Annotated in this window: 15 protein-coding genes; 8 read left to right on the top strand and 7 right to left on the bottom strand. The window is 61.5% G+C overall.

Annotated elements, in window-relative coordinates:
- Window positions 1–202: 202 nt before the first annotated feature.
- Window positions 203–2,461, bottom strand: a complete 2,259-nt coding sequence (locus tag BN2694_RS10125) for a hypothetical protein (protein WP_244605399.1) — start codon at window positions 2,459–2,461, stop codon at window positions 203–205.
- A 92-nt stretch (window positions 2,462–2,553) separates the two neighbouring features.
- Here BN2694_RS10125 and BN2694_RS10130 point away from each other — a divergent pair, with 92 nt between their 5' ends.
- From BN2694_RS10130 to priL, 7 genes are all read left to right on the top strand, one after another.
- Window positions 2,554–2,931, top strand: coding sequence for a response regulator transcription factor (locus BN2694_RS10130; RefSeq protein WP_135664751.1), 378 nt, complete (start codon window positions 2,554–2,556; stop codon window positions 2,929–2,931).
- Between the two features lie 99 nt (window positions 2,932–3,030).
- Window positions 3,031–4,155, top strand: coding sequence for a HEAT repeat domain-containing protein (locus BN2694_RS10135; protein WP_135664754.1), 1,125 nt, complete (start codon window positions 3,031–3,033; stop codon window positions 4,153–4,155).
- Between the two features lies 1 nt (window position 4,156).
- Window positions 4,157–5,584, top strand: a complete 1,428-nt coding sequence (locus tag BN2694_RS10140; RefSeq protein WP_135664757.1) for a glycosyltransferase family 2 protein — start codon at window positions 4,157–4,159, stop codon at window positions 5,582–5,584.
- Between the two features lie 23 nt (window positions 5,585–5,607).
- Entirely contained in the window at window positions 5,608–6,750 is a 1,143-nt protein-coding gene (locus BN2694_RS10145; protein WP_135664760.1) for a sensor histidine kinase, read from the top strand.
- Window positions 6,751–6,951: 201 nt separating this feature from the next.
- A complete protein-coding gene (locus tag BN2694_RS10150) occupies window positions 6,952–7,695 on the top strand; it encodes a DNA polymerase sliding clamp (RefSeq protein WP_135664763.1) in 744 nt (247 codons plus the stop codon).
- A gap of 162 nt (window positions 7,696–7,857) precedes the next feature.
- Window positions 7,858–8,463 carry a DUF7139 domain-containing protein gene (locus tag BN2694_RS10155; RefSeq protein ID WP_135664766.1) on the top strand — a complete coding sequence of 202 codons (606 nt, stop codon included), beginning with the start codon at window positions 7,858–7,860 and terminating at the stop codon, window positions 8,461–8,463.
- Window positions 8,464–8,527: 64 nt separating this feature from the next.
- Window positions 8,528–9,616 (top strand): DNA primase regulatory subunit PriL, encoded by a 1,089-nt coding sequence (gene priL, locus BN2694_RS10160; protein ID WP_135664769.1) that lies wholly within the window; start codon window positions 8,528–8,530, stop codon window positions 9,614–9,616.
- Here the strand turns inward: priL and BN2694_RS10165 are convergent.
- Window positions 9,613–9,858, bottom strand: a complete 246-nt coding sequence (locus tag BN2694_RS10165) for a DUF7472 family protein (RefSeq protein ID WP_135664772.1) — start codon at window positions 9,856–9,858, stop codon at window positions 9,613–9,615. The genes priL and BN2694_RS10165 overlap by 4 nt on opposite strands.
- Window positions 9,859–10,027: 169 nt before the next feature.
- On the opposite strand from BN2694_RS10165, the gene BN2694_RS10170 reads away from it, so the two are divergent.
- Window positions 10,028–10,738 carry an SWIM zinc finger family protein gene (locus BN2694_RS10170; protein WP_244605400.1) on the top strand — a complete coding sequence of 237 codons (711 nt, stop codon included), beginning with the start codon at window positions 10,028–10,030 and terminating at the stop codon, window positions 10,736–10,738.
- Between the two features lie 4 nt (window positions 10,739–10,742).
- On the opposite strand, the gene hjc is transcribed toward BN2694_RS10170, so the two are convergent.
- The 5 genes from hjc to BN2694_RS10195 all read right to left on the bottom strand — a co-directional run bounded on the left by hjc (window position 10,743) and on the right by BN2694_RS10195 (window position 14,657).
- Entirely contained in the window at window positions 10,743–11,183 is a 441-nt protein-coding gene (gene hjc / locus BN2694_RS10175; RefSeq protein WP_135664775.1) for a Holliday junction resolvase Hjc, read from the bottom strand.
- Window positions 11,184–11,252: 69 nt separating this feature from the next.
- Window positions 11,253–12,125 carry a universal stress protein gene (locus tag BN2694_RS10180; RefSeq protein ID WP_135664778.1) on the bottom strand — a complete coding sequence of 291 codons (873 nt, stop codon included), beginning with the start codon at window positions 12,123–12,125 and terminating at the stop codon, window positions 11,253–11,255.
- Between the two features lie 184 nt (window positions 12,126–12,309).
- The gene (locus tag BN2694_RS10185) at window positions 12,310–12,753 is read right to left on the bottom strand and encodes a hypothetical protein (RefSeq protein WP_135664781.1); all 444 of its coding nucleotides are present in this window, start codon (window positions 12,751–12,753) and stop codon (window positions 12,310–12,312) included.
- 25 nt (window positions 12,754–12,778) lie between these two features.
- A complete protein-coding gene (locus BN2694_RS10190; protein ID WP_135664784.1) occupies window positions 12,779–13,210 on the bottom strand; it encodes a hypothetical protein in 432 nt (143 codons plus the stop codon).
- Between the two features lie 34 nt (window positions 13,211–13,244).
- Entirely contained in the window at window positions 13,245–14,657 is a 1,413-nt protein-coding gene (locus BN2694_RS10195) for a hypothetical protein (protein ID WP_135664787.1), read from the bottom strand.
- Between the last annotated feature and the right edge of the window lie 108 nt (window positions 14,658–14,765).

A 14,765-nucleotide genomic window follows, 5' to 3' on the forward strand; every position in this document is an offset into this window, starting at 1 on the left:
AGTACTCGTCTCTGCCACTCATGAGATGCTCACCGGAATTCGTCCCATCTGCTGGATGGAGATCGCGGGCGAATCGACGTTCATACACGAAGAGACGCCGTCAAAGCGGAAAGGGACATCGCATAGCGTCGGCGAGAGTCCGTGAGTTCGCCTGTGCCCGTACCGGATCGGGGAATACACCACAATATCCGCTCTCTGGGGGTTACAGACTCCCGGCCCATCCCGATCGGCGGAGTACCTCGTAGGACTCCTTGAGTCGCTCGTCGTAGCTGGGTTGATTCCAAGTGTCCCACTCGTAGGTCGTTGTCCGGAGTGTCCCCCTGTCGATCCCGGCGGCGGCGCTATCGAGGGCGACGGCATCGGACTGGGCGGAGTCGGCTTCCGTCTGATAGGTCACGACGCCGATCTCGACACCATCGAACGCCGTGCGGTCGAGCCCGGACTCCCAGGCGGTCTGGATCCGGCGCTTGCTCGATGGATCCGCAACGTTCAGCAGGGTCCACGGGAGTTTGAGTTCGACTACCGCGCCGTCTGGGGCAGCGTAGACATCGGTCAGCGAGTCGTAGGCGGCCGCGTCCGGGTCGCCGTTGCCGTACCGCAGCTGTCCCGTCTCGACCGCGTCGAACGGCACCCGCTCGTCGGTCGCCGGGACCGTGTAGCCGAGGTTGACCGGCTCACGAACCGGGACGAACCCGGCATCCCCGCTGCGATAGGCGTCGATGTCCAGCCCCGCCAGCGAGCCGAACTCGCGTGCGAAGGCGTCGTAGGACGATTCGACAAGGAGTTTCGAATCGGCCGGGCCTGACAACTGAGCTACGAAGTCCGCTGGTGCCGTCACACCTGTCCCGAAGGGAAGCGTGGTCGATCGACCGGTCAACCCGACGGTCACCATCGCGTTGGTCACGGCCCAGTCGATCGGCGCGTCCGATCGGGCCAACGCCAGTCGGACGCACAAGCCTTCGTAATCGTGGGTCACGCGGACGGCTTCGAGCGATCGGGCCGAGGCGTCGGTGACCGTGGTCGCCGGGACACGCTTCGCGTCGGTCCACTCCTCGTCCGTACCGCCAAGGGAGACGCCATCGACCGGGTCGAACGCCAGCAAACCGAATCGCTGCTCGGGCGTCTCGATGTTCGACCAGAAGGGGCGACGGCCCGACACCGAGCGGGCGTCGAGATTCCAGGTGCGTTTGAACCACTCATTCTGCCAGGCGAAGGCGATCCCGCCGGCCGCACCGGCGTGGCGGATGTCCTCGTACATCGCGGCGACAATCTCGCCCTGTCTGGTCTCGGTGTGACGGCCCTGATCGCGGCCGTGAACGTGTCGGTGGGCGATACCCCGGGAACTCGGGACGCCGAACTCGGCGACCACGAGCGGATGGGCCGTCGCGTCCACGAGATCGTTCAGATAGCCCGCGTAACTGTTCTGCTCGCCGCGGTGGTCGACGTACTCGACGTATTTCGGCGTCTCGTTGAGCAGGTCAGGATAGTACGGATAGGCGTGATACGCGGCAAATGTCCCCGCGCTGAAGTCGTCGGTGGCACTGATCGCGTCCGGGTCGATACCGACTCGATCCTCGTCAGGAAACGGTTCGTAGGGATGGGAGAGTGGATCGGTCGTCACCCAGTTGACGAACGCGGCCGGGTGCTGGGTGTTGTACGTCTCCATCTCGTGGGCGATGGCCCGATCTAGCCGGCCTGCGAGCCACCGCTCGAACGCCGGCGCGCCTCCTGCCTGGAGGTAGCGGCTCTCGGCCGACTCGACGCTGTCGGCCTCGTTGGTTGCGACGACGACCTCCGGCGGCCACTCGATTCCGAACAGCAGGCCGAGCGTCGCGTCACTGACATCGGCGTCGTATGTCCCGCTTGCGTGGCCTGGTCGGTCCGGGAGTGTCGTCGCGCCGTGGAGCACGTCGACAGTCCGCTGAAGCCCCCGATCGACGGTCGCAGACAGTTCACTGGCGTCCTCGGCTTCGAGGAGGGCGGGCGTCGGGACCCACGTTCCCTGCAAAACCAGCAGCGGGTCGGTCGCCGACTCGTTGTAGGCCGCAAGCGCACGGTAGAATTCGGGTGGATGGATCGTATAGGTTCGAACCACGTTTGTGATCTCACCCATCGCGGCGATCCACCGGTCGTACTCCTCGCGGGTGATCGCCGCCTGACCCGGGAACGCGCCGGGTTTCGTCATTCCCAGATTGATCCCACGGGCGGTAAGCGGGACGTAGCCGTCGTCGGTCCTCCGTTCGAAGCCCTCTTCACCGACTCGAAACGGGATGTGAGTCTCCTCTCGTGGCGCTGTCGTCGCTGGATCTGGGTCCGTCGATGTTGAACGAGTCCGTCCCGTCCCGGACCCTGTCTTTGTGCTCGTTTCGTCCGGGGACCCATCTTCCGACCCTGCCGGACAGCCGGCCAGACCCGTGACCCCGCCGACACCGACCGACGCCAGAAACCGACGCCTATCCATATCCAATCGAGCGGCTCGAACCCCATTAACGCCTCGCGGGATGGGTTGCTATGGGATGCGCTTTTATCCAACTAGGTATCATCTATAAGCTAATGACAGGGAACGTCCTCGTCGTCGACGACGACGAAACGATTCGGCGGCTCGTCGACCACCGCCTGAGCGCGGCCGGGTACGACGTGTGCGTCTGTGAAGACGGGCGCGAGGCTGCCGATCTGCTCGACAGCGGGTACGAGCCGGATCTCGCTGTTCTGGACGTGATGATGCCCCGGCTGGACGGAACCAGGCTCGTGAGGATGATCCGCGGGGGAGAGCTCGCAGTCAGGTCAGATCTCCCGATCGTGATGCTGACCTCTCGAGGCCGGGAAGAACACGTCCTCGAAGGGTTCGAGTCCGGCGTCGATGATTATGTCACCAAACCGTTTCGGAGCACGGAACTACTGGCCAGGATTCGGAGACACGTCGATGGTTAATCCTGTTTGCTGTCTCTTCACCCTGGCATCTGTCACCCCTAGACTCCGCTATGTGTCACCTGCATACACCCGACTGTCCGCATACTGGGGAGGCCATTGATGGCTGACGTGGTCGTGTTCGGGTATACCGTTCCGCTGGAGGTGGTCCTCGTAGCTGTCGCGCTGGTCATCGGCCTCGCGCTCGGAATCTCGTTTTTCCTCACGATCTCGCTGTCGGTCTATCGGTCGGTCAACGAAACTCGGCGTGATCGGGTCCGCCCTGTCCTCCGGGAGGAACTGTTCGAGCGTCTGTTCGCCGAAGAACCCGACTGGGGCGCGTGGGTCAAGGAGTTATCCCACGTTGAGCGAGAGGTCACTGAGTCCCTACTCGACGAACACCTCCGGGAACTGGACGGACAGGAGGCCACACAGCTCCGCGGGCTCGGCGAGGCGTTGGGCATACCCGAGCGTGCCGCTGGCCAGCTCTCAAACAGAAACATGTACACGCGATTGGACGCACTCACGTGGCTGACGATACTGCAACGTCCGGAGCCCATCCTTGAGTCGTCGTTCGAACCGACGACGCCCAACGAGCGGGCGGCGATGGTGACCCTCTTGCAGTCAAGTGATCGCCTGCCTGACGCGGCAACTGGCGTCTCGATCCTGCTCGACGGGACCGACGAGCAGTTCACCGTGTTCGGACAGGACACGCTGTATCGGGTCGCGAGGGCCGACCCGGGACCGCTGTTGCAGACGGCAAGCAGTGAGTACGACGCCTGGCCGGAACCCCTTCTGGCACAGGTGCTTGCGGTGTGTGCACACCTGGAAACGAGCGTCCGCGATGGAGATCTGAACTGGCTGACGGCCGCCCTCGAGACCGAAAACGAGGCGATCCGCGCGGCCGCGGCCGAGGCACTCGGTAGCTTCGGCTGGCGAGCATCGCTCCGCGATCAGATGTTCCTCGAGCGGGCGACAGACGACCCCTCCCCACGCGTACGAGCAGCCGTCTACCAGATGCTGGCGACGTGGGGTGATCAGAAAGCGCTCTCGATACTCCTGTTCGCACTCGTCGAAGAGAAGCACCCGCGAGCGCTCACACTGGGGACGACGGCGCTCGTCGGACGCCGCGACCGGATCGACACCGACGCCGGAGCAGTACTGGGCGATGCCTGGGACTGGAGCGCCGAACACGCGACCTACGATCGCCTCGCTCGCGAGACAGGCGGCGAACAGGTAGGTGGATAAGATGCACTCGATCGAACACGTCCTCTCGACCGGGCTGACTCTCTTTGGCTTGTTCCTCATCAGTTACTACGTCGTGGTCAACACCTGGTACCTACTGTTGCACGTCCTCGCGTTGCTCGAACTCCGTGAGGACGTCGCGGAGTCTCACTGGGATCCGCCGTTCAGGAAGTTTGCCAGTCCTTTTTACCCCGGTATCGGTGTCGTCGTCCCCGCGTACAACGAGGAGGCGACAATCGTCGAGAGTGTCCAGTCGATGCTGTCGCTGAACTATCCTGAGCTGGAGGTGATCGTGGTCAACGACGGCTCAACGGACGCGACGCTCTCCCGTCTGATCGAGAACTTCGACCTCGAAGTCGTCGACGCCGATATCCCCTTCGACATCCCCACAGAAGAGATCCACGACGTCTACCGATCGACGACCTACGAGGAGTTGCTGATCGTCGACAAGGAAAACGGCGGAAAGAGCGACGCTCTCAACGCCGGCATCTGGCTGACCGAAATGGGACTGTTCTGTGCGGTGGACTCGGATACGGTTATCGATCGGGACGCACTGCTGTCGCTGGTTCGACCCTTCCTCGAAGCGCCCACGACAGCCGTCGCCTCTGGTGGCGTGATCCGTGTCGCCAACGAGTGTACGATCGAAGACGGCGTCGTCAAAGATGTCGAGTTGCCGAAGACCGGCTTGGCTGGCCTGCAGGTCATGGAGTACCTTCGGGCGTTTTACTCTGGTCGGCTGGGACTCAACCGGATCAACGGTCTCATCCTCATCTCCGGCGCTTTCGGCCTCTTTCAGACTGACGCAGTCAGGGATATCGGCGGGTACAGACACGACACCATCACGGAGGACTTCGACATCGTGGTCCGACTCCACCGTTATCTGAAGGAGGCAGACCGGGAGTACACCGTCGATTTCGTCCCCGAGCCCGTGGCCTGGACGGAAGTCCCGGCAACCCGCCGCGTGCTGGGTCGCCAGCGCCGTCGATGGTACCGCGGGATGGTCGAGACGGTCGTCACCCACCGGCGGATGTTGTTCAATCCGCGATACGGCCACGTCGGCACGTTCGTCATGCCCTTTTTCGTCGCGGCAGAGGCTATCGGTCCGCTGCTCGAAGGGTTGGGATACGTCCTGTTGCCGCTGGCGTGGTACTTCGGGTTTTTGGACATCGAGTTTTTCGTCGTGTTCTTTTTGCTGACGACCGGGTTCGGTGTCTTCCTCTCGTGGTTCGGTGTCTTCAGCGAGGTCTGGAGCTTCAACCGCTACGACAGCCCCTGGCAGGTGCTCCGTCTGCTCTGGTACGGTGTCCTGGAGAATTTCGGCTACCGACAGTGGAAGACAATCGTCGCGTGGCATGGTCTCTTCGAGTATCTCAGAGGCGTCGATACGTGGGGTGCGATGGAACGAGCCGGGTTTTCGACCGAAGACGAATAGTAATTCCAGTGGAATAGCAGATTATGAGCGAACAGGAAGTCCGGGACTACTTTCGGGATCTGTACGAACTGGGGGTGGATGAGACGGCGTCACTGGACGAGAAGATCGAACGGGCCATCTCCGTCGGTCAGGACCGGCTTGACGTCGACTACGGCGTCCTCTCGTATACGGGTGCAGGCGAGTACGAAGTGATCGGATCGACGATCCAGAGCGGTGACTACCAGACCGGTTCTGTCCACGAACTGGAGACGACCTGGTGTCGCCACGTCGTCGGCCAGGAGGCGTTGGTGGTAATCACTGACGCCGGAGACTCGGCGTACAGCGACGATATCGCACGGGAAGTGACCGGTCTGCAGTGTTACATCGGCGCGCCGATCACCGTGGACGGGGACACCTACGGGACGCTGTGTTTCTCGGGAGAGGAGCCGCGTGCTGTAGAGTTCACAGAAGACGAACAGCGGTTCGTCGAACTGCTGACCCAGTGGATCAGCCACGAGATCGAGCGCGAGCGACACTACCAGGCCCTCGACACCCAGAACGAGCGCTTGAACGAGTTTGCGGGGGTGCTCGCACACGATCTGCGCAACCCGTTGACCAGCGCACTCGGGTACACCGAACTCGCGGCCGAGACGGCCACGGATCCCGAAGCGGAGTACCTCGATATCGTCGTGGACTCGCTTGGTCGGATGGAAACGCTGATCACAGACACGCTTTCGCTCGCCAGAGAGGGGGTCGATGTCGGGGAGCGTGAATCGGTACAGCTCTCGGTGATCGCCCGTGCCGCCTGGGACACCGTCGAACCCGACGCCGCGTCACTCGAAATCGTCGACGACCGAACCATCCAGGCAGACGCGTCTCGTCTCCGGCAGTTGTTCGAGAACCTCTTTCGCAACGTCGACGAACATTGCGGCACTGACGTGGCAGTGACCGTCGAACGAACCGAAGATGGGTTCGCAGTCGAAGATACGGGTCCGGGCCTCCCGCCGGCGATCGCCGACTCGTTGTTCGGTGGATCGTACGGCGAGCAGAGACGGGGGCTGGGTCTGCTGATTATCGAACGCGTCGTCTCGGGCCATGGCTGGAGTGGCTCGGTCCACTCCTCGGAGGCGGGCACTCGATTCGAGTTCTCAGACGTTGGGGTCGTGACAAACCCACCGACTCGGTGACCGCTCCAGGCGAACTGGTTGGCCGTGACAGATCGGCAGTGACACCCGGTTTCCTGATTCACATTCTGCTCGTGGCGGAGTCCCGTTCGCGAGGCTGGACGAACAGCCCGTGATCGCCGTCCGTGCCGCCGGGAGACGGGCGGCCGTCGCCGTCGGGAACATGAAGTCTTTTTAAATGATGCGATCGTACTCCGCGTCAAGATGTTTAACGCCATCGTGAGCGCGGATACGTTGCGGGCGGCGCTGGATTCGGTCAGCGTGCTGGTCGAGGAGTGCAAGCTACGACTCGAGGACGACGGGTTGCACATCCGGGCCGTCGATCCGGCCAACGTGGGCATGGTGGACCTCTTCCTCGAGGCAGCGGCCTTCGAGTCCTACGAGACCGACGGCGGCGTCATCGGCGTCAACCTCTCGCGACTGGAAGACATCGCTGGCATGGCCGAGACCGACCAGTTGATCCACCTCGAACTCGACGAGGAGACCCGGAAACTCGAGATCGCCATCGACGGTCTGGAATATACGCTTGCGCTGATCGATCCCGACTCGATCCGCCAGGAACCCGACCTGCCAGACCTGGATCTCGCCGCCGAGATCGTCCTCGAAGGCCGTGACCTCGATCGGGCCGTCACGGCCTCTGACATGGTGAGCGACCACATCGCACTGGGGGTCGACGAGACCGACGAGCTGTTCTACGTCGATGCCGAGGGCGACACTGACGACGTCCACCTCGAACTCGACCGCGGTGATCTGATCGACCTGACGGCCGGACCCGCCCGATCGCTGTTCTCGCTGGATTATCTCAAGGACATGAACAAGGCGATCCCGAGCGACGCCGAGGTCCGGATGGAACTGGGCGAGGAGTTCCCCGTGAAGATGCACTTCGACATCGCCGAGGGGCAGGGTTCGGTCACCTACATGCTCGCCCCGCGCGTCCAGAGCGACTGACTCCCGCGTTCGAGACCGTCAGCCGTCTCGACCGACCGCGATCGACCTCGCCCGACGACTCGCGCTCACCGCTCGTTTTCGACGGTAGTTCGGTTGGCTGTCGCAACTGGTCTTGCGCTCGTCTGACGTATCGTTTTGTGTGATGATGCCCAACTCCCGGGTATGCCGAGTCTCGGTGACGCCTACGGTGATTCCCGGTGGGGCGACCGCAACCCACGTGCCGTCTATGCGGGGATTGCTGTCTTCGCTGCCGGCGCAATCGCCATCGTCACCGGGATCGTCCTCGTCGCGACGCCGCTGTCCGGCACGTTCGGCCTCGAGCAGAGCGGCACGTACCGGATCGCTGGCGTGATCGCCGGCCTGGGCGTCCCCGCGGCGCTGCTGGGCGTGGTCGCCGGGCTGCCGTCCTCACGGCGCCAGCGGATCGGTGTCGGAATCGGTGCGCTCGTCGCCGTCGCGGGCGTCGCGCTGTACTGGCACGCCTATCCCGCCCACTGGACGGCCAGCGAGTCGTCGCTGGCGTTTCACACCGCTGTGGTCTACTTCCTCGGTGGCTGTCTGGCACTGTGGTTCGTCTTCTCGGCGCTGGCGGGCTATCATGTCCGTAATAACCCTCACGGGACGGTCAGACTACGTCTCACCCGACAGGGCGAAACCCGGACCGTCGAGGTGAGTCGCGACGAGTACCAGCGCTACGCCCGTGCGGTCAGCGACGGCGGTGAGGACGAAAGCGTCATTCAGGAGATCGAATCGAAGTACGAGCAGTGACACAGGCGTCGTGACATCGTTGCTCCCGAGGGTTTATTCGCCCACGGTTGGTACCCCTGCGTCGATGGAGCCGTTGCACGCGCGCTATCCGTTCCTGGAGGCTGCCCGCGAGGCCGTCGAGGCGGCCGACGTCGACCTGGCGACCGTCGTCGCCGAGCGAGGCCCCGCGGTCGATCGCGGCCGCGAGCGGGTCGTCTCGGCGCTGTTCGAGGGCTCGGTCGGCGATACACACCGACGCCCACGCGTCGAATTGCTTTCCTATCCTGTCGCGCGCGTACTCGTCTCGTTGATCGACCAGCCGGCGCTCACCCACCGCTACGCACGGGGGGAGGCCGCGACGGCCCACGAGCGATTCCGGGAGGACCTCGAAGCGAGCGATTTCAGAACGACCGACCGTCGCGGCCTCGACCTCGCAACGTTGCTGGCCGAGTTCGACCGTCAGGACGCGGTCGAACCGGTCGGGACTGTCGATCTCACGGAGGCCGACCGGTTCTCGGTGGCCGTCGGTCCCTATCTGGAACTGGCCGCCGGCCAGTACGGCGACGACTGGGCGTTAGTCAACCGCTCGCTGGCCGACGGTCGCGTGCCGGTCGAGCGCGAGGAACTGCTCGAACTCCTCCGGCAAGCCGTCGAGAATCGGATCCTTTCGGGACTGCCGCTGACCGTCCCCGACACGATCGCCGAGGCGCTGGCCGAAGACGTCGAGGCGATCGAGGGGCGCCTGGACGAACTCGACCTGACGCGGGACATCGATGCGGTCGTCCCCGAGCTGTTCCCACCGTGTATGACCGCGCTGCTCGATCAGGTCCAGAAGGGCGAACACCTCGCTCATCACTCCCGCTTTGCGATCACCTCTTTCCTCGCCTCGATCGGTATGTCCACTGACGAGATCGTCGATCTCTACGAGGTGAACCCGGGCTTTGGCGAGGAGATGACTCGCTACCAGACCGACCACATCCGCGGGGAGACCTCGCCGACGGAATACTCTCCACCCGCCTGTGCCACGATGCAGTCCTACGGCGACTGCGTCAACATGGACGATCTCTGTGAGGAGATCTCTCATCCGCTGGGCTACTACGAGGCGAAACTCGAAGACGCGGACGAAGAAGAGATGACCGACTGGCGCGAACGTGAGGCTGAGAGTAACGACTAGTTGTCGTCGTCCTTGTCGTCACTGCCGCTTTCGTCATCGTTGACCCCGTAGCGCGTCACCAGCAGTCCCGCGGCGGAGATGGTGACGATGAACCCGAACAGCGCCGTCACCAGCGCGTACCCGCCGATCTGGGTCACATTGCCGCTCGTCGAAAATACCGTACTCAGCGTGGCCAACACGCCGATAAACAGCACGACGACGACGGAAGAGACGACAACCTGTAACTGCGTTTCCCTGTCCATGATCGTTGCTAATCGTTCCGTTGGCCGGTGCAAAAGCGCTTCGAAGCGTTCCCGACCGTCGAAACTATCGAAACCGGAACTCCGGACTCGGCCAGCCGTGTGATTTAGGCATCCCGAGACCGTAATTTCAGGTGGACGCAGATGAGAAACGACAAGCGTCCGATCCCCTATGACCGATATTGCCCATCCAGTCCGGGGCGATAGAGTTCCACTCCCACCGGACCCTCGCTCGATGGATGACCGGGCCGCGCGAGCCTGGACCGAAGCGATGGCCGTCCGATCGCTCGGCGACGACCGCTACGCTGTCGACAGTGCGAGCGGTGCCACTTACGTCGTCGACCTGCCCGGTCGAACGTGTTCCTGTCCCGATCACGAGATCCGCAAGCAACGCTGTAAACACCTCCGCAGGGTCGCCCTTGAGGTGACTCTGGGCCGCGTCCCGCCGCCCGGACAGCGTCGAGTCGCCTGTGACGCCTGTGGAACGGAGACGTTCGTCGACGAGGAGGCCCCGGAACCGCACCTCTGTCCCCACTGCCGGCTGGAGCACGGTGACCGTGTCGTCGACCGCGAGACCGGCGACTGGTTACACGTTGTCGCCGTCCGCGCCGACCGTGCCGAGGAAGTCTGGCTCTCCGAGGCCGACTGTACCGTCGCGGAATACCCCACCAATCGCGCGTATCCCGACGACGACCTTGTGGTCGAGGCCGTCTACATCGCCGACGTGGCCCGGGAGACGAATCCAAAGCGCTACGCGTTCCCGCTGTCCCGGCTGGAACGCCGTCAGGTCGGGACGCTTTCGGACGCAGAACGGAGCGGGCGGTCGGCACAATCGCCGATCAGCGGGGCCACCGACGAGAGAATGCGCCTCCCCGTCGAGTGATCGGTCACTCCTCGTCGCCGTCGAACTCCGTCAGACTCGTCCGTTCGGACTCTCCGACGAGTTCCGCGAAGTCGGTCCCGTCCGCGAGTGCCGTCTCCTTCTTGACGCGATAGCTTCCGGCGTCAGTCGTATAGAGGTCTGCCGGGTGAAAGAAGTACCAGTCCTCGCGGTCGAAGCGCACGCCGATGCGCGGCTTGGCACCGAAGTTCCGCGCGAAATAGACCAGGTTCTCGACCTCTTCCCCGTCGAGATAGATCGGATCGCCGGCGCTGGACTTGGCCTCGATCGCGTAGAAGTTTCCCCCGTCGCCGGCGAGGACATCGGGTAACTCCCGTTCGGTAGCCGATCCGCTGGCCGGTGCGCGCATCACCGCAAAGCCCGCATCGTCGAGTTCGTTGACGAGTTCGCGCTCGCGGCGGTCGCCCTTCGCGTTCGATCCTACCATTGTCGGGGTCTGGCTGGCTGCGACCTTGAACGCGTCGGCTCTGATCCCCGGTCGGGGGTCGTCTATCCGTCACGCTTCCCGGTCGCCCCGGACGGTCACGACCGGGACGGGAGCCGACCTGACCGTCTTCTCGGCGACGCTGCCCAGCAGGACCCGGTCGACGCCGCGGCGGCCGGTCGTCCCCATCACGACCGCCTGACAGTCGTGTTCGTCGATGGCTGTGAGGATCCCCTCGTCGACCGCGCCCGTCTCGACGTGGGTCGTAACCTCGACGCCGCGCTCGGCTGCCCTGCTGGCGATCGCCTCGACGGCCGCTCGCTCGGCACGCTGGAACTCCTCGTCAGTCATCATCGACTGCATGTCCGGCCCGACGCTCGGGACTTCGGCGACCGACAGCAGGTGGATCGCCGCATCGGTTCGTTCGGCCAACGCCAGGGCATGCTCGCCAGCCCGCTCCGCGGGGTCGCTGCCGTCGGTCGGGACGAGGATCCGTTCGTACGGGAACACGAACGTGTCCTCCCCCTGCATCCGAGCGGTCAGGACCGGCACGTCCGCCAGTCGGACGACCTTCTCGGTGACGCTGCCCAGCAGGTACCGCGAGAGCCCCTCTCGGCCGTGGGTCGGCATCACGATCAGGTCGTACCCGAACTCGGTGGCGTACTCGACGATCGTTTCGGCCGGGACCCCCTGGACGATGTCGGTACTGTACTCGACATCGAGGGTCTCTAGGGTCTCGCCCGCGTCGGCGACGATCCCCTCGCCACGGCCGACGAGGCCGTCGACGACGCCCTGGTCGGTGAGGGTGACGCTGTGCTGTTCGGTGTCGGCGACGTGCAACAGTCGGATCTCGCTGTCGAGGTAGGTGGCGATCTCGGCGGCGTGATGGAGGACCTCGGCGTTGCCGGTCGTGTCGTCGACGGGGAGGAGGATCTTGTCGTACATCTCTCTCCGTAGATGTTTTCTCGGCAGCATGATAAATTCGATCCCGCCAGTGGAAGTCGCGTTCGTGGTTCGCGTTTCATTGGGATCTTCGCGTCGGCGGTCCTGCGTCGCTGAGGTCACGCCGTTCGTGGACTACGAGAAGGCCTGTACCGGATCATCGGAACTTCAGTCCACGATGACGACATCAAGAGAACAGTCCCCCGCTCCCTTCATTGCGGATCGTGACGTTGATCGTGTCCAGGACGCCCTCGGTTTCGTTCCATCCCTGGATTTGGTACCATCTCGGGGTGTAGGGTTTGCTCACAGGACCATTGAGCCCAATAGAATAATATCCTACTGTATAATTTCTCTCACGCAATTTCTCCCATTCATTGTCCCGTTTCTCGTAATACTGAATCCGATCAAGAGATTCTTCGCCTGAGATATTTTCGATCGGGTATGACAATTGGTTGCGCGTGTGTCCAGCATAAGAGAGGTTCGAGAAGACAACGCCAGTTGTCGGCTCCTCGAACGTGACGTTGAACTGACTGGGCGGCCCGTCACTGGTAAAGACTCCTAAACAGCCACTGGTAACGATGGTCACTCCGAGGGCCACCAAGACCAACACCGAGCTGAATTTGAATTTCATCCGTCGAATTGATGTCTATCGTCAATCACTCGTTCCGCGTCACTGTGGCGTTTATCGAGTCAATGACTGCGCCGCTTTCGTTCTTCGCAACAATCGAATATCGATATGTCTGGTCCTTTGATGATTTAAGGGGTGCATCTAGATAGATCTGCGAAAAGTTCTCATATATGCCCCCCTTTGTTGCAGAGTGCTTGTTGTACTCTCCATTATTCTCCGTGTAACGTGTCACAAGTATCTCCGATATATTGCTCTCTTCAGTGACGTTTGGGAGTCCGTAGATTAATTGCCCACCTTCCGATCCGCCGTAGTACATGTCGGAGAACCCGATACCCGTTTTCGGCTCAGAGAACGAAACGCTCCAATCAGACGGGGACTGGGCGTCTTGGCCAAGACAGCCAGTGGTGATAGGCACTGCTATCACGACTGCCAACACCAAAAGAACTGATTTCTCTACCATTGGCACCTTGAATGATGGCTTTGTTATTGATTCCTCAAGTGTATCCGGTCAACTCGGCAGCAAGTCCAGCTGCGTACATCTCGGCCCATTCCATGCATTGTTTCGTTTTATCACCCACATGCTCCAATGGATGAGAGTTCTCATGCACTGCTACCGCAACTTCTGACGCGTAGGGGTGTGTATCGGATCCAAGCTTTCTAGCGTGATAATCGTACTTCGATAGCACGTACCACGGATCTGTGACGACTTCGAGGTTCTCAATGTCTTCAAGGTCTTCCTTGAATAATTCGTCAAATCTGCTGTCAACTTTCTTCTCGTATGTTCTATGTATCGATCTGTGCCAGGCAGTCTCAGTAAACCACGCTCCGGTATGTAACGGATTGGCTAGATCTTCGATGATATGCATTGCGAACGCTAGTTGTTTGAACCTATCTTCCCCAGAGTTATCCTCCGCATTTTTCATAAATTTCTGTGTATACTTTGGCCCACCTCCCACAGGTCCAGTTACTGCCTGTAGTCCTACTGGGTCTGGATTCCAGGCGTGAGCATAAGCCTGGGCTTTCTCTTCAGGAAATATATCGTCTGGGAAGATCTCTGGAGCCGGATCGTAATCCATTCTTTCCTCGTTATCTGGTATTTTTGACCACTCTCCAATGTCAGAAGCGGTCACATTATCTAGTGATCCTGGTTTTGCCCCACTGTTCACTGCGATCTCGGTGATTTTCTCATGAGTTGAATCCGGATGCCACATTGGCTCAACCTCCTCGGTTTCGCCCGTATCGTCGTCTTTCATGCCGGAGCCAATAACATCCGACAATTCTGATAGAGTGGCCGCGTCTTCCTCGCTCACACTGGTCGTTCGGACGCCCTTCGATTTGCGTACCCTCGACTCGGCACCCTTCAACGTCCGTTTAACGGCCGATTTGTCGCTTTCGAGCGCATAATACGTGGTTTTCCCCTCTTTCTCGTGTTTCGGTCCGTTCTCACGCTCCTGTTTTCTCCGCCGACCACCACTGTGCGTTTGCCAGCGATCGTCCTCTCGCTCTCGTTTTCGCTTTTCCTGTTGCTTCCGGATTTCTTCCCAGGCTTTCGTTTCCGATGTGACCTCGATCGTTGACCAGATATCTTTCAGCGACTCGCGAGCCGCACGCTTTTGCTTTCGATCGACTGTCGCTTCCTCGACATACCCGGTGAGTGCGTCGGCCATTGATTCCCGCTCGTTGCCCAACAGCACGAGCCAGTTGAACTTCTTGAGGTTGGACCCGATGTAGAGATTCGGCGCAGGCGCAGGCTCGAGATCGGTAACTGGTTGCGGATCCGATCCTTCGGCACCCCGGCCGAGGGACACCAGTGAGCTTCCCACTCCGGAGAGCCCAGCAATCGAGGCGGCAGTCGTTTTGAGGACCGTTCGTCGACTCGTTCCGCGGGACCAATTCTGTTCAGCCATTCTGAACAACCAGTTTGGCAATCTTACCGGTGTGTATTAAATTTTGATATTTAGCGGCCTTAAACCTTCTGGCGACTGATGAAATACTATAATAGAAACACAAAAATA

Source organism: Halorhabdus rudnickae (assembly GCF_900880625.1).
Classification (GTDB): Archaea; Halobacteriota; Halobacteria; order Halobacteriales; family Haloarculaceae; genus Halorhabdus; species Halorhabdus rudnickae.